This window comes from Lysobacter koreensis (genome assembly GCF_042677045.1).
Lineage (GTDB): Bacteria > Pseudomonadota > Gammaproteobacteria > Xanthomonadales > Xanthomonadaceae > Lysobacter_K > Lysobacter_K koreensis.
Genome location: NZ_JBHTIH010000002.1, coordinates 421,184 through 435,171, shown reverse-complemented (window position 1 = coordinate 435,171; position 13,988 = coordinate 421,184). Strand labels below are relative to the sequence as shown.

The 13,988-nt window shown below is 67.6% G+C and carries 17 protein-coding genes; 11 read left to right on the top strand and 6 right to left on the bottom strand.

Annotation, left to right across the window (positions count from 1 at the left end):
- Nucleotides 1–81 precede the first annotated feature (81 nt).
- From ACFQZQ_RS02180 to ACFQZQ_RS02155, 6 genes are all read right to left on the bottom strand, one after another.
- Nucleotides 82–1,503, bottom strand: a complete 1,422-nt coding sequence (locus ACFQZQ_RS02180) for a replicative DNA helicase (protein WP_386811042.1) — start codon at nucleotides 1,501–1,503, stop codon at nucleotides 82–84.
- A gap of 359 nt (nucleotides 1,504–1,862) precedes the next feature.
- Nucleotides 1,863–2,315, bottom strand: a complete 453-nt coding sequence (gene rplI / locus ACFQZQ_RS02175) for a 50S ribosomal protein L9 (RefSeq protein ID WP_386811041.1) — start codon at nucleotides 2,313–2,315, stop codon at nucleotides 1,863–1,865.
- Between the two features lie 154 nt (nucleotides 2,316–2,469).
- A complete protein-coding gene (gene rpsR / locus ACFQZQ_RS02170; RefSeq protein WP_386811040.1) occupies nucleotides 2,470–2,700 on the bottom strand; it encodes a 30S ribosomal protein S18 in 231 nt (76 codons plus the stop codon).
- A gap of 11 nt (nucleotides 2,701–2,711) precedes the next feature.
- On the bottom strand, nucleotides 2,712–3,149 hold the full coding sequence (gene rpsF, locus ACFQZQ_RS02165) for a 30S ribosomal protein S6 (RefSeq protein ID WP_386811039.1): 438 nt from the start codon (nucleotides 3,147–3,149) through the stop codon (nucleotides 2,712–2,714).
- A 273-nt stretch (nucleotides 3,150–3,422) separates the two neighbouring features.
- Nucleotides 3,423–5,222: a DUF885 domain-containing protein gene (locus ACFQZQ_RS02160; protein WP_386811038.1), complete on the bottom strand. Its 1,800-nt coding sequence runs from the start codon at nucleotides 5,220–5,222 to the stop codon at nucleotides 3,423–3,425.
- Between the two features lie 109 nt (nucleotides 5,223–5,331).
- Nucleotides 5,332–5,670 carry a HesB/IscA family protein gene (locus ACFQZQ_RS02155; protein ID WP_386811037.1) on the bottom strand — a complete coding sequence of 113 codons (339 nt, stop codon included), beginning with the start codon at nucleotides 5,668–5,670 and terminating at the stop codon, nucleotides 5,332–5,334.
- A gap of 174 nt (nucleotides 5,671–5,844) precedes the next feature.
- On the opposite strand from ACFQZQ_RS02155, the gene asnS reads away from it, so the two are divergent.
- The 11 genes from asnS to ACFQZQ_RS02100 all read left to right on the top strand — a co-directional run bounded on the left by asnS (nucleotide 5,845) and on the right by ACFQZQ_RS02100 (nucleotide 13,967).
- Nucleotides 5,845–7,245 carry an asparagine--tRNA ligase gene (gene asnS / locus ACFQZQ_RS02150; RefSeq protein WP_386811036.1) on the top strand — a complete coding sequence of 467 codons (1,401 nt, stop codon included), beginning with the start codon at nucleotides 5,845–5,847 and terminating at the stop codon, nucleotides 7,243–7,245.
- Nucleotides 7,246–7,260: 15 nt separating this feature from the next.
- Nucleotides 7,261–7,569, top strand: coding sequence for a hypothetical protein (locus tag ACFQZQ_RS02145; RefSeq protein WP_386811035.1), 309 nt, complete (start codon nucleotides 7,261–7,263; stop codon nucleotides 7,567–7,569).
- 23 nt (nucleotides 7,570–7,592) lie between these two features.
- Nucleotides 7,593–7,904, top strand: a complete 312-nt coding sequence (locus tag ACFQZQ_RS02140; RefSeq protein WP_386811637.1) for a hypothetical protein — start codon at nucleotides 7,593–7,595, stop codon at nucleotides 7,902–7,904.
- A gap of 26 nt (nucleotides 7,905–7,930) precedes the next feature.
- Nucleotides 7,931–8,551, top strand: coding sequence for an FMN-binding negative transcriptional regulator (locus tag ACFQZQ_RS02135; protein WP_386811034.1), 621 nt, complete (start codon nucleotides 7,931–7,933; stop codon nucleotides 8,549–8,551).
- A 40-nt stretch (nucleotides 8,552–8,591) separates the two neighbouring features.
- Entirely contained in the window at nucleotides 8,592–9,380 is a 789-nt protein-coding gene (locus ACFQZQ_RS02130; protein ID WP_386811033.1) for an SDR family oxidoreductase, read from the top strand.
- On the top strand, nucleotides 9,377–9,712 hold the full coding sequence (locus ACFQZQ_RS02125; RefSeq protein ID WP_386811032.1) for a PilZ domain-containing protein: 336 nt from the start codon (nucleotides 9,377–9,379) through the stop codon (nucleotides 9,710–9,712). Before ACFQZQ_RS02130 ends, ACFQZQ_RS02125 begins: the two co-directional genes overlap by 4 nt.
- Nucleotides 9,713–9,746: 34 nt before the next feature.
- The gene (locus tag ACFQZQ_RS02120; protein WP_386811031.1) at nucleotides 9,747–11,171 is read left to right on the top strand and encodes an aldehyde dehydrogenase; all 1,425 of its coding nucleotides are present in this window, start codon (nucleotides 9,747–9,749) and stop codon (nucleotides 11,169–11,171) included.
- A 7-nt stretch (nucleotides 11,172–11,178) separates the two neighbouring features.
- The gene (can, locus tag ACFQZQ_RS02115; RefSeq protein WP_386811030.1) at nucleotides 11,179–11,844 is read left to right on the top strand and encodes a carbonate dehydratase; all 666 of its coding nucleotides are present in this window, start codon (nucleotides 11,179–11,181) and stop codon (nucleotides 11,842–11,844) included.
- Complete coding sequence (locus ACFQZQ_RS02110; protein ID WP_386811029.1) at nucleotides 11,841–12,284, top strand: RidA family protein; 444 nt, start codon at nucleotides 11,841–11,843, stop codon at nucleotides 12,282–12,284. The genes can and ACFQZQ_RS02110 overlap by 4 nt, the downstream gene beginning before the upstream one ends.
- A gap of 5 nt (nucleotides 12,285–12,289) precedes the next feature.
- Nucleotides 12,290–12,820, top strand: a complete 531-nt coding sequence (locus ACFQZQ_RS02105; protein ID WP_386811028.1) for a 3-hydroxyanthranilate 3,4-dioxygenase — start codon at nucleotides 12,290–12,292, stop codon at nucleotides 12,818–12,820.
- A gap of 136 nt (nucleotides 12,821–12,956) precedes the next feature.
- Entirely contained in the window at nucleotides 12,957–13,967 is a 1,011-nt protein-coding gene (locus ACFQZQ_RS02100; protein ID WP_386811027.1) for an amidohydrolase family protein, read from the top strand.
- Nucleotides 13,968–13,988: the final 21 nt, after the last annotated feature.

Genomic DNA, 13,988 nt, shown 5'->3' with positions numbered 1-13,988 from the left:
CAAATTGTAGCGCCGCCTACCGCTGGCTCCACCAGTTCGAACCCAAGATGCCGATGACGCAGCAGTGAGTTGCTGGGGCCGCTACTCGAAGCTGCCGACCGAGTCGTGCGAGAGGTTGTCGAAGCGCGTGTACTCGCCGAAGAACTTCAGCTTGATCGACCCGGTCGGGCCGTTACGCTGCTTGCCGATGATGACCTCCGCCAGACCCTTGTCCGGCGAGTTTTCCTTGTTGTAGTAGTCGTCGCGGTAGATGAACACGATCACGTCGGCGTCCTGCTCGATCGCGCCGGACTCGCGCAGGTCGGCCATCACCGGGCGCTTGTCGGCGCGGCTTTCCAGCGAGCGGTTGAGCTGCGACAACGCGATCACCGGCACATTGAGTTCCTTGGCGAGGTGCTTGAGCGAGCGCGAGATCTCCGAGATCTCGGTCGCGCGGTTCTCGTTGTTGCCGGGCACCGCCATCAACTGCAGGTAGTCGATCACGATCAGGCCCAGGTCGTGCTCGCGCTTGAGCCGCCGCGCCTTGGCGCGCAGCACGTCGGGCGACAGGCCGGGAGTGTCGTCGATGAAGATCTTGGCGTCGCGCAGCATGCGGATCGCGCTGGTGACGCGGCTCCAGTCCTCGTCCTCGAGCTGGCCGCTGCGCAGTCGCTGGGCGTTGACGCGGCCATTGGACGAGATCAGGCGCAGCGCGAGCTGGCTGGCCGACATTTCCATCGAGAACACCGCAACCGCCTTCTTGGTGCGGATCGCGGCGTGCTCGGCCATGTTCAGCGCGAGCGTGGTCTTGCCCATCGCCGGACGCGCGGCGAGGATCAGCAGGTCGGTCGGCTGCAGGCCGGCCGTCATCTCGTCGAATTCGGTGTAGCCGGTCGGCAGCCCGGTAACGGTGCCGCCGTTCGCATAGCGCGTCTGCAGTACGTCGAACGCTTCCGACAGCGCCTTGTTGACCGGGGTGAAATCGGTGCGACCGCGCGCGCCGGCCTCGGCGATCGCGAACACCTGCTGCTCGGCGGCCGAGAGGATCTCGCTGCTGTCGCGGCCGTCGGGCTGGAAGCCGTCGTTGACGATGCCGGTACCGACCTCGATCAGCTGCCGCAGCACCGCCTTGTCGCGCACGATCTCGGCGTAGGCGACGATATTCGCGGCCGACGGCGTGGTGCTGGCCAGTTCGATCAGGTAGGCGCCACCGGCGACCTGCTCGGACTCGCCGATCGACTCGAACCACTCGCCCAGGGTGACCGCGTCGAAGGGTTTGTTCTTCTCCGCCAGCTCGCGGATCGCGCGGTAGATCAGCTGGTGGTCGCGGCGGTAGAAGTCGCGGTCGGTGAGCTGGTCGGCGACCCGGTCGTAGGCGTCGGGGGCGAGCATCAGGCCGCCGAGCACCGCCTGCTCGGCCTCGATCGACTGCGGCGGCACGCGCAGCTGGTCGATGCGCTGTTCGGCGCGGGTCTCGAAGCGCTTCTCGCCGCGCTCGCCGCGGAAACCAGGACGTGCATTCATTGCTATTGGGGTTTCCTTCGGCGGACGACGCGTGCGGGCAGCGCGGCCGGGATGCAGCGGCTGGTGAGGGATAGTAGAGGCCGCGTGCGCCGCGGCGTTGCAGATAAGTCTGTGGATATCAGCGGGATAACCTTTCGCTGGAAAGGTCCTGCCGTGGTCATCGCACGGCGGCGTCTCGCCGGTTGCGACCAGCGCGCAGTCTGTCGCCGTTGGTCGGAAGGCCTGCCGCAGGAACGTCGCTCGTCCCAAGCAGCTCGCGGCTACGCCCGGATCTGCGCGCACTCAGCAATACCCGACCACCGGAAACACGAAAGGCGCCTTTCGGCGCCCTTCGCTTGACCAACCGCTGATCCGATGGATCAGGCGGCTTCGCCGACCACGATCACCTTGACGGTGGCTTCGATGTCGGCATGCAGGTGCACGATGACCTCGTGCTCACCGGTGCGGCGCAGCGGGCCTTCGCCCAGCACCACTTCCGACTTCTCGACCTTGTGGCCGATCTTGGTCAGCGCTTCGGCGATGTCGCGCGGGCTGATCGAGCCGTACAGCTTGCCTTCGGCGGCGGCATTGGCGGTGATGGTGACTTCCGCGCCTTCCAGCGCGGCCTGGCGGGCTTCGGCGCCTTCCAGGTTGGCCTTGGCCTTGGCTTCGTACTCGGCGCGCTTGGCTTCGAAATCGGCCAGGTTGGCGGCGGTGGCCGGAACGGCCTTGCCGTGCGGGACCAGGAAGTTGCGGCCGTAGCCCGGCTTGACGTTGATCTTGTCGCCCAGCTTGCCGAGGTTCTGCACGTTCTGCAGGAGGATCAGTTGCATGGTGTTGCTCCGTTTTCGTTAGCGGACCTGTAGGCCCGCAGCGGGATTCGCTGTCCGAATGGGGCTGCCGCGTTGGATGCGGCGTCGCCCGTGCCCTCGCCCGCCGGAGCGGACGAGGAAAATCGGTGTCCCCTCCTCGGAGGGGACAGCGAACTCAGGCGTTGTGGTTGTCGGTGTACGGGATCAGGGCGAGGAAGCGCGCGCGCTTGATGCACGTCGCCAGCTGGCGCTGGTACTTCGCCTTGGTGCCGGTCACGCGGCTCGGGACGATCTTGCCGGTCTCGGTGAGGTTCTGGCGCAGGGTGTTGAGATCCTTGTAGTCGATCTCCTTGACGCCCTCGGCGGTGAACTTGCAGAACTTGCGGCGGCGGAAAAACTTGGACATGGGGGCGTTCCTTATGCGGCTTCGGCGTTGTCGTCGGTGGCGGAGTCGTCGGCGGACGGGGCGCTGCCCTCGTCGTCACGACGGCGGCGCTCGCCGCGCTCACCGCGCTCGGGCTTGTCGGCCTTCTCGTCCTTGAACTTCATGATCAGCGACTGCTCGGTGTCGGCCGCGTCGCGCTTCATGACCAGGTGGCGCAGCACCGCATCGTTGAAACGGAAACCGTCGACCAGCTCGTTGAGCACGGCCTGGTTGACTTCGATGTTGAGCAGGACGTAGTGGGCCTTGACCAGGTTCTCGATCGGGTACGCCAGCTGGCGGCGGCCCCAGTCCTCGAGACGGTGGATCTTGCCTTCCCCGCCCTCGATCAGCGACTTGTAGCGCTCGACCATGGCCGGGACCTGCTCGCTCTGGTCCGGATGGACCAGGAACACGACTTCGTAATGACGCATTGGGTGATTCCTTGTGGATGTCGCCCGCACCTTTCGGCGCGGGTCGGGTAGCCCCCCGCCACCCGGGCATCGCAATGCCGGGCGCGGTAGGGCAAGGTCCCGCCAGGCACAAGGCCTGTGGGAGCCGGAAAGTATGGCAGGTTCAATGGCTTAGGGGCAAATCGCGGGATCTGGAAACGCGCCACCCGCCCCCACGCGTGTCGCGGAGCCAGCAGAGGCGGTTCCGCCGACGCCGTCGGCCCCGCCCGGCGGCACTAGGGGCTTCCCCGTGGCTCAGCCCTTGGCGGGCTTGCGCGCCTGCTCCGCGATCCAGGCGTCGATATGCGCCTCCAGCGCCTGCAGCGGCACCGAACCGGTGACCAGCACCGCGTCATTGAAATCGCGCACGTCGAAACGCTCGCCCAGCGCCAGGCGGGCGCGCTCACGCAGTTCCGAGATCTTCAGCTGGCCGATCTTGTAGGCCAGCGCCTGGCCGGGCCAGCCGATATAGCGGTCGATCTCGTTGACCACGTCCTGGCGGGTCTTGGGGGCGTTGTCCATGAAGAACCCGATTGCCTGGTCGCGGCTCCAGCCCTTGCTGTGCATGCCGGTGTCGACCACCAGCCGGACCGCGCGCCACATGTCGTAGGCCAGCTGGCCCATGCGGTCGTAGGGGTCGTCGTACAGACCCATGTCGTAGCCCAGGCGCTCGGCATACAGGCCCCAGCCCTCGCCGTAGGCGGTGAAATAGCCGGTACGCCGGAACATCGGCATTTCCGGCAGCTCCATCGCCCGGCTGATCTGGAAGTGGTGGCCCGGAACGGCCTCGTGCAGCGACAGCGCCATCATTTCCCAGGTCGGGCGCACCTCCGGCTTGTACAGGTTGACGTAGTAGTAGCCGGCGCGGCTGCCGTCGATCGCGCCGCCCTGGTAGTAGGCGGTGGTGGTGTCCGGGGCGATGTTGTCCGGGATCGCTCGCACGCCGTACGGCAGGCGCGGGATGACCTTCGAGATCTTCACCAGCTGCGGGTCGATCCGCTTGGAGATCGCCTGGTAGGCCTCCAACAGCGCCTCCGGCGTCTTGTGGAAGAACTTCGGGTCGCTGCGCAGGTGGTCGAAGAACTGGGGCAGCGTGCCCTGGAAGCCGACCTCGGCCTTGACCTTCTCCATCTCGGCGCGGATGCGCGCGACTTCCTTGAGGCCGGTCTGGTGGATCTGGTCGGCGCTGAGGTCGGTGGTGGTGAACTGGGCGGCGAGGAAATCGTAGTAGGCCTTGCCATCGGGCAGGTCGGCCGCTGCGATCGATTCGCGGGTGTTGGGCAGGTACTCGTCGTTGAAGAAGGTCGCGAACTGGCGGTAGGCCGGCACCACCCGCTCGCCGATGATCTGCTTCGCCTGCGCTTGCAAGGCGGCGCGCTCGGCCTGCGGCACGGTGTCGGGGAACTTGGTGAATGGTTTGTAGAACGGGCTCTTCGCCGGATCCTCGACGACCTGCGCGGCGATCTGCCCGGTCACGCGCTGCATCAGCACCTTCGGCGGCGTGTTGCCGGCTTTCAGCCCCTCGCGCAGCAACACGGTGGTCTGCTCGACCATCGTCGGCACGGCTTCCAGACGCTTCAACCAATCGCGGTAGTCCTGGACCGTGGCAAACGGCAGCACCTCGGCAATGCCCTCCGCGGTCTGGACGCCGCCGCGCTGGCTCACCGGGCGCTGCCATTCCTTGTACTTCTGCCGCTCGACGCCGCGTTCGAGTTGCCAGGCCATGACGTCGTAGCTGAGCCGGTCGCCGGCCGACAACGCATTGCGGTCGATCGCCTTGAGGCGTTTGAGTGCATCGCGGTCGGCGGCTTCGCGGGCGGCAATCGCCGCCAGGCTGTCATCGGTCCAGCGGTCGTTGTAGCGCTTGTCGCCGCTGTAGCTGGCGCCTTCCGGGCTCTCGCGCAGGCCGCGCTCCCATTCCTCTTCGAACAGGCGGTGCAGCGATTGGCTGGCCGACGTGGCCGTGGCCGTCGGGGCGGTGCCCGACTGGGCGGCGGCAGGCGTTGCGGACAGCGCCGTCGCGATGGCGACGGCAAGCAGCAGGGATCGGATCACGGCCAAACTCCGGGAGGTCAGCGTCGGAGTCTACCGCCCGCCTACCCGCCCCGATCCATGACCGAAGCTGGCGGCTCAGCGCCTGGCCCGGAATCGCCGCCGGCCGCGCTCAGGCTGCGTCGGCGTTGGTGGTGAAGCTCTCGCCACAGCCGCATTCGGCGCTGGCGTTGGGATTGCGGAACACGAACTGCTCGCCCAGGCGCTGCTTGACCAGATCGATCTCCGTACCGTCCACCAGCGGCAGGCTCACCGCATCGACGAATACGCGCACGCCGTCCTGATCGAACACGGTGTCGCCCTCGCGCTGGTCGCGGGCCAGGTCGGCCGTGTGCTGCCAGCCCGAGCAACCGGTCTTGGTCACACCGAAGCGCAAGCCGAGCGCTTCCGGGGTCTCCACCAGGTAGCGTTGGACACGGGCCAGTGCGGAGGGGCTGAGGACAACGGCCATGCAAGATTCCTGCTTCGGTGCGCGCTGCTGCCGCGGTTGCGGTCGATGGTGGCGCTGGAGTTGCCAATGGAAGGGTGAAGTATAGCGGCGGCGGCGTGCCGCTCCGGTTAAACTCCGGCCTCTTCCATATCGGCCCGTACAGGCCAGGATTCAAGGCATGACGGTGGTCAGCCCATGACAGTCACAAGCGTGCAGCACGCGCTCGCGGGCAAGATGCCTGCCGACGGCGAAGTCACGGTCCGCGGCTGGGTGCGTACCCGGCGTGATTCGAAAGCCGGGCTGAGCTTCGTCAACGTCAGCGATGGCTCCTGCTTCGCGCCGATCCAGGTCGTAGCGCCTAATACCTTGGCCAACTACGAGTCCGAGGTGAAGCACCTCACCGCCGGCTGCTCGGTGATCGCCACCGGCACGCTGGTGCAGTCGCAGGGCCAGGGGCAATCGTTCGAGATCCAGGCCACCTCGCTGCAGGTCGTGGGTTGGGTCGACGATCCGGAAACCTACCCGATCCAGCCCAAGGCGCACTCGCTCGAGTTCCTGCGCGAGGTCGCGCACCTGCGCCCGCGCACCAACCTGTTCGGCGCGGTCACCCGCATCCGCCACTGCCTGTCGCAGGCCGTGCACCGGTTCTTCCACGAGCAGGGCTACTACTGGATCAGCACCCCGATCGTGACCACGTCCGATGCCGAGGGCGCGGGCCAGATGTTCCGGGTCTCGACGCTGGACCTGGCCAACCTGCCCCGCGGCAAGGACGGCGCAGTCGACTTCTCGCGCGACTTCTTCGGCAAGGAGACCTTCCTGACCGTGTCCGGCCAGCTCAATGTCGAGGCCTACTGCCTGGCGCTGAGCAAGGTCTACACGTTCGGGCCGACGTTCCGCGCCGAGAACAGCAACACCACGCGCCACCTGGCCGAGTTCTGGATGGTCGAGCCGGAGATCGCATTCGCCGACCTGCTGGAGAACGCGCAGGTCGCCGAGGACTTCCTCAAGTACCTGTTCCGCGCGGTGCTCAACGAGCGCGCCGACGACATGGCGTTCATCGCCGAGCGCGTGCAGCCCGACGCGATCACGCGCCTGGAGGCGTTCGTCAACGCGCCGTTCGAACGGATCGACTACGGCGATGCGATCACCTTGTTGCAGAAGTCCGGGCAGAAGTTCGAGTTCCCGGTCGAATGGGGCCTGGACCTGCAGACCGAGCACGAGCGCTGGCTGGTCGAGCAGCACGTCGGCCGCCCGGTGGTGGTGCTCAACTACCCCGAGCACATCAAGGCGTTCTACATGCGCCTCAACGACGACGGCAAGACCGTCGCGGCGATGGACGTGCTGGCGCCCGGCATCGGCGAGATCATCGGCGGTTCGCAACGCGAGGAGCGCCTCGACGTGCTGGATTCGCGCATGGCGCAGTTCGGCCTCGACCCGGTGCACTACGGCTGGTACCGCGACTTCCGCCGCTACGGCACGGTGCCGCACGCCGGCTTCGGCCTCGGCTTCGAGCGGCTGGTGGTCTACGTGTGCGGCCTGAGCAACATCCGCGACGCTATCCCCTACCCGCGCGCGCCCGGCAACGCTGAGTACTGAGTGGGTTCCTGACCGGTGATCCTGTTCCTTGCATTGTTGTTCGTCGCCATGGCCATCGCTGGCGCGACCGCGTTCGTGATCTTCTGGCCACTGGCGCTGGTGCATATCCGCGACCGGCATCCGTCGTTGCAACAGGCGCTGGGCCACGGCGCGTTCCTCAATCCCGTCGCCCTCGGCTGGCTGTTGCGTGGCCGCTATCGGCAGGCCGGTGACCGCAACCTAGACGGCCTGGCGACACCGGCGCGCATTTCCCTGATCACGATCATCGCCGGCCTGCTGCTCGCCGGTGCGTTATGGCTCCTTTCATTGGTGGTGGCATGGTGAACGACGACGCAGCCGATGACGGCATGCGCGAGCAAGGCACTCGCGACCAGTGGTGGCTGGCCACCCTGGGCCGCACGATCATCTGGGCACGACTGCGCGTGCGCGAGGCCGGTACGGCCGAAGTGTTCGACAGCGACGGCAACACCCTGGGCTACGACAGCGAGGACACCGCCCGCGCGGTGCTGATGGACGCCGAGTTCATCAGCCTCGATGGCATGGACGCCGACGACGCCCTTGCCCGCGGTTTCACGCTCGACCAGATCGTGCCGCCGGACAGCAGCGACGATTCGCGCCTGCGCGAGCTGATGGTGCAGAAGATTCCTTCGCAGCATTGACGAGCCCGGGCCCATGAGCGCATCGCATGTATAGGCCCGCGGCGTTCGCCGAAGCCGACTTGGGCGCGCTGGACGCGTTGCTCGCCGGCGACAACTTCATCACCCTGACCACGGTGCACGACGGCACTCCGGTCGTCAGCCACCTGCCCGTGCTGTACCGCCGCGATGGCGAACGCGTCGAACTGCGCGGCCACTGGGCGCGCCCGAACCCGCAGGCGCGCCACAGCGGCCGCGCGCTGGCGATCGTGCACGGGCCGCACGCGTACGTCTCGCCGGGCTGGTACCCGGACAAAGAAGCCGCCGCCCGCGTGCCGACCTGGAACTATGCCGTCGCGCACCTGGAAGGCGAACTGCAAACCTTCGATGACGAGCCGTCGCTGGCGGCGCTGGTCGACGAGCTGAGCAACCAGCACGAAGCCGCGGTCGGCAGCGACTGGCGCTTCGAACCCGAGCGCGACGATCACCGCAGCCAGCTGCGCGGCATCGTCGGCTTCCGGCTCGCGGTCGACCGGGTCACGTTGAAGTTCAAGCTGAGCCAGAACCACCCGAAAGCGAACCGGGTCGCCGTCGCGGATCGGCTGGATGCGCTGGATACCGACTCGAACCGAGCTGTCGCCGCGCTGATGCGCGCACGATTCGCGCCCTGAATCACCGCCGACACACCGCTAGAAAACGCAGGAGCGCAACATGGACCTCAACCTGAGCGGCAAGCACGCGCTCGTCTGTGGCGGCACCCAGGGCATCGGCCTGGCCACCGCCCGCGCCTTGGCCGAACTGGGCGCCGACGTCACCCTGCTCGCGCGTCGCGAGACGCTGCTGCGCGAACTGGCGGCGCAACTGCCGACGCCGCGCGCCGCGCAACAACACGGCTGGATCGCGGCCGACGCCAGCGACACGCAGGCGTTGCGCGCGCGGGTCGAGGCGCTCGCCGCGGGCAAGCCGGTGCACATCCTGGTCAACAACAGCGGCGGGCCGCCGCCGGGGACCGTGCATGGCGCCGACATCGCCGCGTTCGAATCCGCCTACCGCCAGCACCTGCTCGCCAACCACGTGCTCGCCGAAGCGGTGATCCCGGGCATGGAGCGCGACCGCTACGGCCGCATCGTCAACGTGATCTCGACCTCGGTGAAGGAGCCGATCAGCGGGCTGGGCGTGTCCAACACCACGCGCTGGGCGGTCGCCAGCTGGGCCAAGACGCTGGCCGGCGAACTGGCGCGCAAGGGCATCACGGTCAACAACGTGCTGCCCGGCTCGACCCAGACGCCGCGCATCGACCAGATCATCGACACCACCGTCGCCAGGACCGGCCGCAGCCGCGACGACGTGCACGCCGAGATGGTTGCCGCGATCCCTATGGGCCGCTTCGCCCGGCCCGAGGAAACCGCCGCGGCGATCGCGTTCCTGTGCTCGCCGGCGGCGGCCTACATCACCGGCGTCAACCTGCCGGTCGATGGCGGGCGGACCCGTTCGCTGTGAGCGCGCACGAGCCGGGCCACCCCCTGAGCGCGATCGACGAAGCCGAACGCCGCCTCGGCGAACGCCTGCCGTTCGCGGCGCGGGTGATGGTGGTGCGCGGCGAGTCGGCGTGGTTCGCCGAACTGCTGGACGTGTCCGAAGGTGGCTGCGGCATCGCGTTTCCCGCGGCGTGCACGCTGGCCGAAGAGGACGTGGTGCGCTTGTTCTTCTACCGCGATGACGATCAGCCGGCGGTGGTCGTGCCGGCCCGCGTTGCGCGCTTGACCGCCATCCGGATCGGCATCGAGTACCAGGAGCCACAGTCCATACCGCCCGGTCCGGTGCCGCGATAACCCATCGCGGCACCGCGCGCGTTAAGCTTCGCGCATGCGTCTGACCCACTGGATCAATGGCGAACCCCGCGCAGCCGACGGCAGTCGCTGGCTCGAGGTGTTTGATCCGGCCACCGGCCATGCGTTCGCCGAAGTCGCCGAAGGCGACGCCGCCGATGTCGAGGCCGCGGTGCAAGCCGCGCAGTCCGCGTTTCCCGCGTGGTCGGCCTTGCCCAACAGCGAGCGCGCGCGTTGGCTGGAAAAACTGGCCGACGCGCTCGAGGCGCAGCTCGACGATTTCGCCCATGCCGAGTCGCGCGACGGCGGCAAGCCCATCAAGCTCGCCCGCGAAGTCGAGATCCCGCGCGCGATCAGCAACCTGCGTTTCTTCGCGCACGCCGCCACCCAGTTCGCCAGCGAGTCGCACCACGGCCAGGCTGGGCTGAACTACACACTGCGTCAGCCGCTCGGCGTGGTCGCGACGATCTCGCCGTGGAACCTGCCGCTGTACCTGTTCACCTGGAAAATCGCGCCCGCGCTGGCCGCGGGCAACACCGTGGTCGCCAAGCCGTCGGAAGTCACCCCGCTGACGGCGACGATGCTCGGCGAACTGGCCGCGCAGATCGGCTTCCCGGCCGGCGTGCTCAATGTCGTCCACGGCCTGGGTCCTGGCGTCGGCGAGGCACTGGTGCTGCATCCGCAGGTCAAGGCGGTGTCGTTCACTGGCAGCACCATGGTCGGACGCCGGATCGCCGAACTCGCCGCGCCTCGCCTGAAAAAGCTCTCGCTCGAACTGGGCGGCAAGAACCCAACCCTGGTGTTCGCCGACAGCGACTGGAAAGTCCACCTCGACACGCTGGTGCGTTCGGCGTTCCAGAACTCCGGGCAGATCTGCCTGTGCGGGTCGCGGATGCTGGTCGAGCGCCGCATCTACGCGCAGGTCCGCGATGCCCTGGTCGAACGCGCGCTCGCCCTACGCGTCGGCGACCCGATCGACGAGGACAACCAGCTTGGTCCGCTGGTGTCGCAGGCCCACTTCGACAAGGTGGTCGCTGCCCTCGCCCGCGCCCGCGCCGACGGCGGCCAGGTGCTGTGCGGCGGGGTCGCGCTGGAGCGGCCCGGCTGGTTCGTGGCGCCGACGGTGATCGAGGGGCTCGGCCCGGACTGCGCGAGCAATCGCGAAGAGATTTTCGGGCCGGTGGTGACCCTGCAGCCGTTCGACGACGACGACGAAGCGCTGGCGCTGGCCAATGCCGGCGACTACGGCCTCGCGGCGTCGGTGTGGACGCGCGACCTCAACCGCGCCCACCGGTTTGCCGCGCAATTGCGCGCCGGCATGGTCTGGATCAATACCTGGTTGCAACGCGACCTGCGCACGCCGTTCGGCGGCAGCGGCGCGTCGGGCCTAGGCCGCGAAGGCGGTTTCGAGGCCATGCGATTTTTCACCGACGCCAAGAACATCGGCATTCACCTGGGATAAGCACTGCATGAGTTCGCTGGAACATCTGTTGGAGCGCAATCGCGACTGGTCCGAACGCGTCACCCGCGAGGACCCTGGGTTCTTTCAACGCCTGTCCGGTCAGCAAGCGCCGGAATTCCTCTGGATCGGCTGCTCGGATTCGCGCGTGCCGGCCAACCAGATCATCGATATGGCACCGGGCGAAGTGTTCGTCCATCGCAACATCGCCAACGTGGTCGTGCATACCGACCTCAATTGCCTCTCGGTGATCCAGTTTGCGGTCGACGTGCTGAAGGTCAAGCACATCCTGGTGGTCGGGCACTACGGCTGCGGCGGCGTGCACGCCGCGCTGCATGGCCAGCGGGTGGGCCTGGCGGACAACTGGCTGCGGCACGTCTCGGACGTGGCCGACAAGCACGCCGGCTGTATGGCGGCGGTGCAGGAGCACGAGCGCCACGACCGCCTGTGCGAACTCAACGTCATTGAACAGGTGCTCAACGTCAGCCTGACCACGGTCGTCCGCGACGCGTGGGCCCGCGGCCAGGAGCTGACCGTGCATGGCTGGGTGTACAGCCTGCAGAACGGCCGCGTCCACGACGTCGGCATGGGCATCGACGCCTACGAACAGCTCACCGCGAGCTACGACGCCGCGGTGGCGCGGGTGAACGACACGCATGGAGGCTCGCCGCGATGAGCGACCCGATCCGTGCCGTCCATGCGCCCAGGCCGGTCGGCACCTACCCGCATGCGCGTCGCGTGGGCCGGCTGCTGTTCCTGTCGGGGATCGGCCCGCGCGATCCGGCAACGAACGCGATCCTCGGCAATGTCCACGACGCCGACGGCGAGCTGCTCAGCTACGACATCGATGCCCAGTGCCGCGCCGTGTTCGCCAACGTCCGCACCGTGCTGGAGTCCAGTGGCGCGCGCTGGCAGGACCTGGTCGACGTGACCGTCTACCTCACCGACATGGAGCGCGATTTCAAGGCCTACAACGCGGTGTGGGCGGAGTATTTCCCCGACATCGACGCCGCGCCCTGCCGCACCACGGTGGGCATCACCGCGTTGCCGACGCCGATCGCGATCGAACTCAAGTGCGTCGCCGACATCGGCCGCGATGCCGGCGCGGAGGAGTGACCGCCGTGCTGCCCGCCCCGCTCAACCTGCCAGCCTGGATCGAGGAACACCGCCACCTGCTCAAGCCGCCGGTCGGCAACAAGGTGGTGTTCGATGGCGACTTCATCGTGATGGTGGTCGGCGGTCCCAACCAGCGTACCGACTACCACTGGGACGAGGGCGCGGAGTGGTTCTACCAGCTCGAGGGCGAGATGGTGCTGCGCATCCAGGAAGGCGGTGCCGTGCGCGACATCCCGATCCGTGCCGGCGAGACCTTCCTGCTGCCACCGCGCGTGCCACATTCGCCGCAGCGGATGCCCGATTCGATCGGCCTGGTGATCGAGCGCAAGCGGCTGGCGCATGAAGACGACGGCCTGATGTGGTTCTGCGAGCGCTGCAACACCAAGTTGTACGAGGAGTTCTTCCGCCTGCACGACATCGAGCGGGACTTCCCGCCGGTGTTCGAGCGCTTCTACTCCTCGCGCGAGCACCGCACCTGCAAGGGCTGCGGGCATCTGAATCCGGCGCCCGACAAGTACGTGATGCCAGACACCTAGGCCGCTGCCACCCCAGGCGCAGCGAGCACTGCGCTGTTGCCGCGGCACGGCCGAAAGCAGATCCCCACCTTCGTTCGGGATGACATCGACGAACGTTGAACCCGAACGAAACGAGATCGGAAACATCGCAATCGACATGCTGAAAATCGACACCCACGCCCACTACCTGCCGCGCGACTGGCCCGACCTGGCGCGCAAGTACGGCGACGACCGCTTCCCGGTGATCCACCACACCGACGACGGCCGCCACCGCATCTACAAGGACGGCAAGTTCTTCCGCGAGATCTGGTCCAAGACCTGGGACCCGCAGGAGCGCATGGACGACTACGCGCGCTTCGGCGTGCAGGTGCAGGTGATCAGCACGGTGCCGGTGATGTTCAGCTACTGGGCCAAGCCGCAGCACGCGCTGGAACTGCACCAGGCCCTCAACGACCACATGGCGCAGACCTGCCGCGAGCATCCGCGCCACTTTGCCGGGATCGGCACGGTACCGCTGCAGTCGCCGCGGCTGGCGGTGCAGGAACTCGAGCGCTGCATGGACCAGCTCGGCTTGCAGGGCGTGCAGATCGGCAGCCACGTCAACGACTGGAACCTGGATGCGCCGGAGCTGTTCGAGTTCTTCCAGGCCGCCAGCGAGCTGGGCGCGGCGATCCTCGTGCACCCGTGGGACATGATGGGCACCGCGTCGATGCCCAAGTACTGGCTGCCGTGGCTGGTCGGCATGCCCGCCGAGCAATCACGCGCCGCGTGCTGCCTGGTGTTCGGCGGCGTGCTCGAGCGCCTGCCCAAGCTGAAGATCATGCTGGCCCATGGCGGCGGCAGTTTCCCGTACACGATCGGCCGCATCGAGCATGGCTTCAACATGCGCCCGGACCTGGTCGCCACCGACAACCCCCGCAACCCGCGCGAGTATCTCGACCAGCTGTACTTCGATTCGTGGGTGGCCGACGACCGCGCGCTGCGCTACCTGCTCGACACCTGCGGCGTGTCGCGCGTGATGCTCGGCACCGATTACCCGTTCCCGCTTGGCGAGCAGGCGCCCGGTGCCGGCATCGCCTCGCTCGAGCTGTCGCAGGCCGACCAGGCCCGCCTCTACCACGGCACCGCGCTGGAATGGCTCGGGCTGTCGAAGTCGCGCTTCACGTGACGCGCGCAAAGGATCCCAGCA

Coding starts and splice junctions, on each gene's coding strand:
- ACFQZQ_RS02180 (WP_386811042.1), bottom strand. CDS start 1,503: ATGAATGCACGTCCTGGTTTCCGCGGCGAGCGCGGCGAGAAGCGCTTC.
- rplI (WP_386811041.1), bottom strand. CDS start 2,315: ATGCAACTGATCCTCCTGCAGAACGTGCAGAACCTCGGCAAGCTGGGC.
- rpsR (WP_386811040.1), bottom strand. CDS start 2,700: ATGTCCAAGTTTTTCCGCCGCCGCAAGTTCTGCAAGTTCACCGCCGAG.
- rpsF (WP_386811039.1), bottom strand. CDS start 3,149: ATGCGTCATTACGAAGTCGTGTTCCTGGTCCATCCGGACCAGAGCGAG.
- ACFQZQ_RS02155 (WP_386811037.1), bottom strand. CDS start 5,670: ATGGCCGTTGTCCTCAGCCCCTCCGCACTGGCCCGTGTCCAACGCTAC.
- asnS (WP_386811036.1), top strand. CDS start 5,845: ATGACAGTCACAAGCGTGCAGCACGCGCTCGCGGGCAAGATGCCTGCC.
- ACFQZQ_RS02140 (WP_386811637.1), top strand. CDS start 7,593: ATGCGCGAGCAAGGCACTCGCGACCAGTGGTGGCTGGCCACCCTGGGC.
- ACFQZQ_RS02135 (WP_386811034.1), top strand. CDS start 7,931: ATGTATAGGCCCGCGGCGTTCGCCGAAGCCGACTTGGGCGCGCTGGAC.
- ACFQZQ_RS02130 (WP_386811033.1), top strand. CDS start 8,592: ATGGACCTCAACCTGAGCGGCAAGCACGCGCTCGTCTGTGGCGGCACC.
- ACFQZQ_RS02120 (WP_386811031.1), top strand. CDS start 9,747: ATGCGTCTGACCCACTGGATCAATGGCGAACCCCGCGCAGCCGACGGC.
- can (WP_386811030.1), top strand. CDS start 11,179: ATGAGTTCGCTGGAACATCTGTTGGAGCGCAATCGCGACTGGTCCGAA.
- ACFQZQ_RS02110 (WP_386811029.1), top strand. CDS start 11,841: ATGAGCGACCCGATCCGTGCCGTCCATGCGCCCAGGCCGGTCGGCACC.
- ACFQZQ_RS02100 (WP_386811027.1), top strand. CDS start 12,957: ATGCTGAAAATCGACACCCACGCCCACTACCTGCCGCGCGACTGGCCC.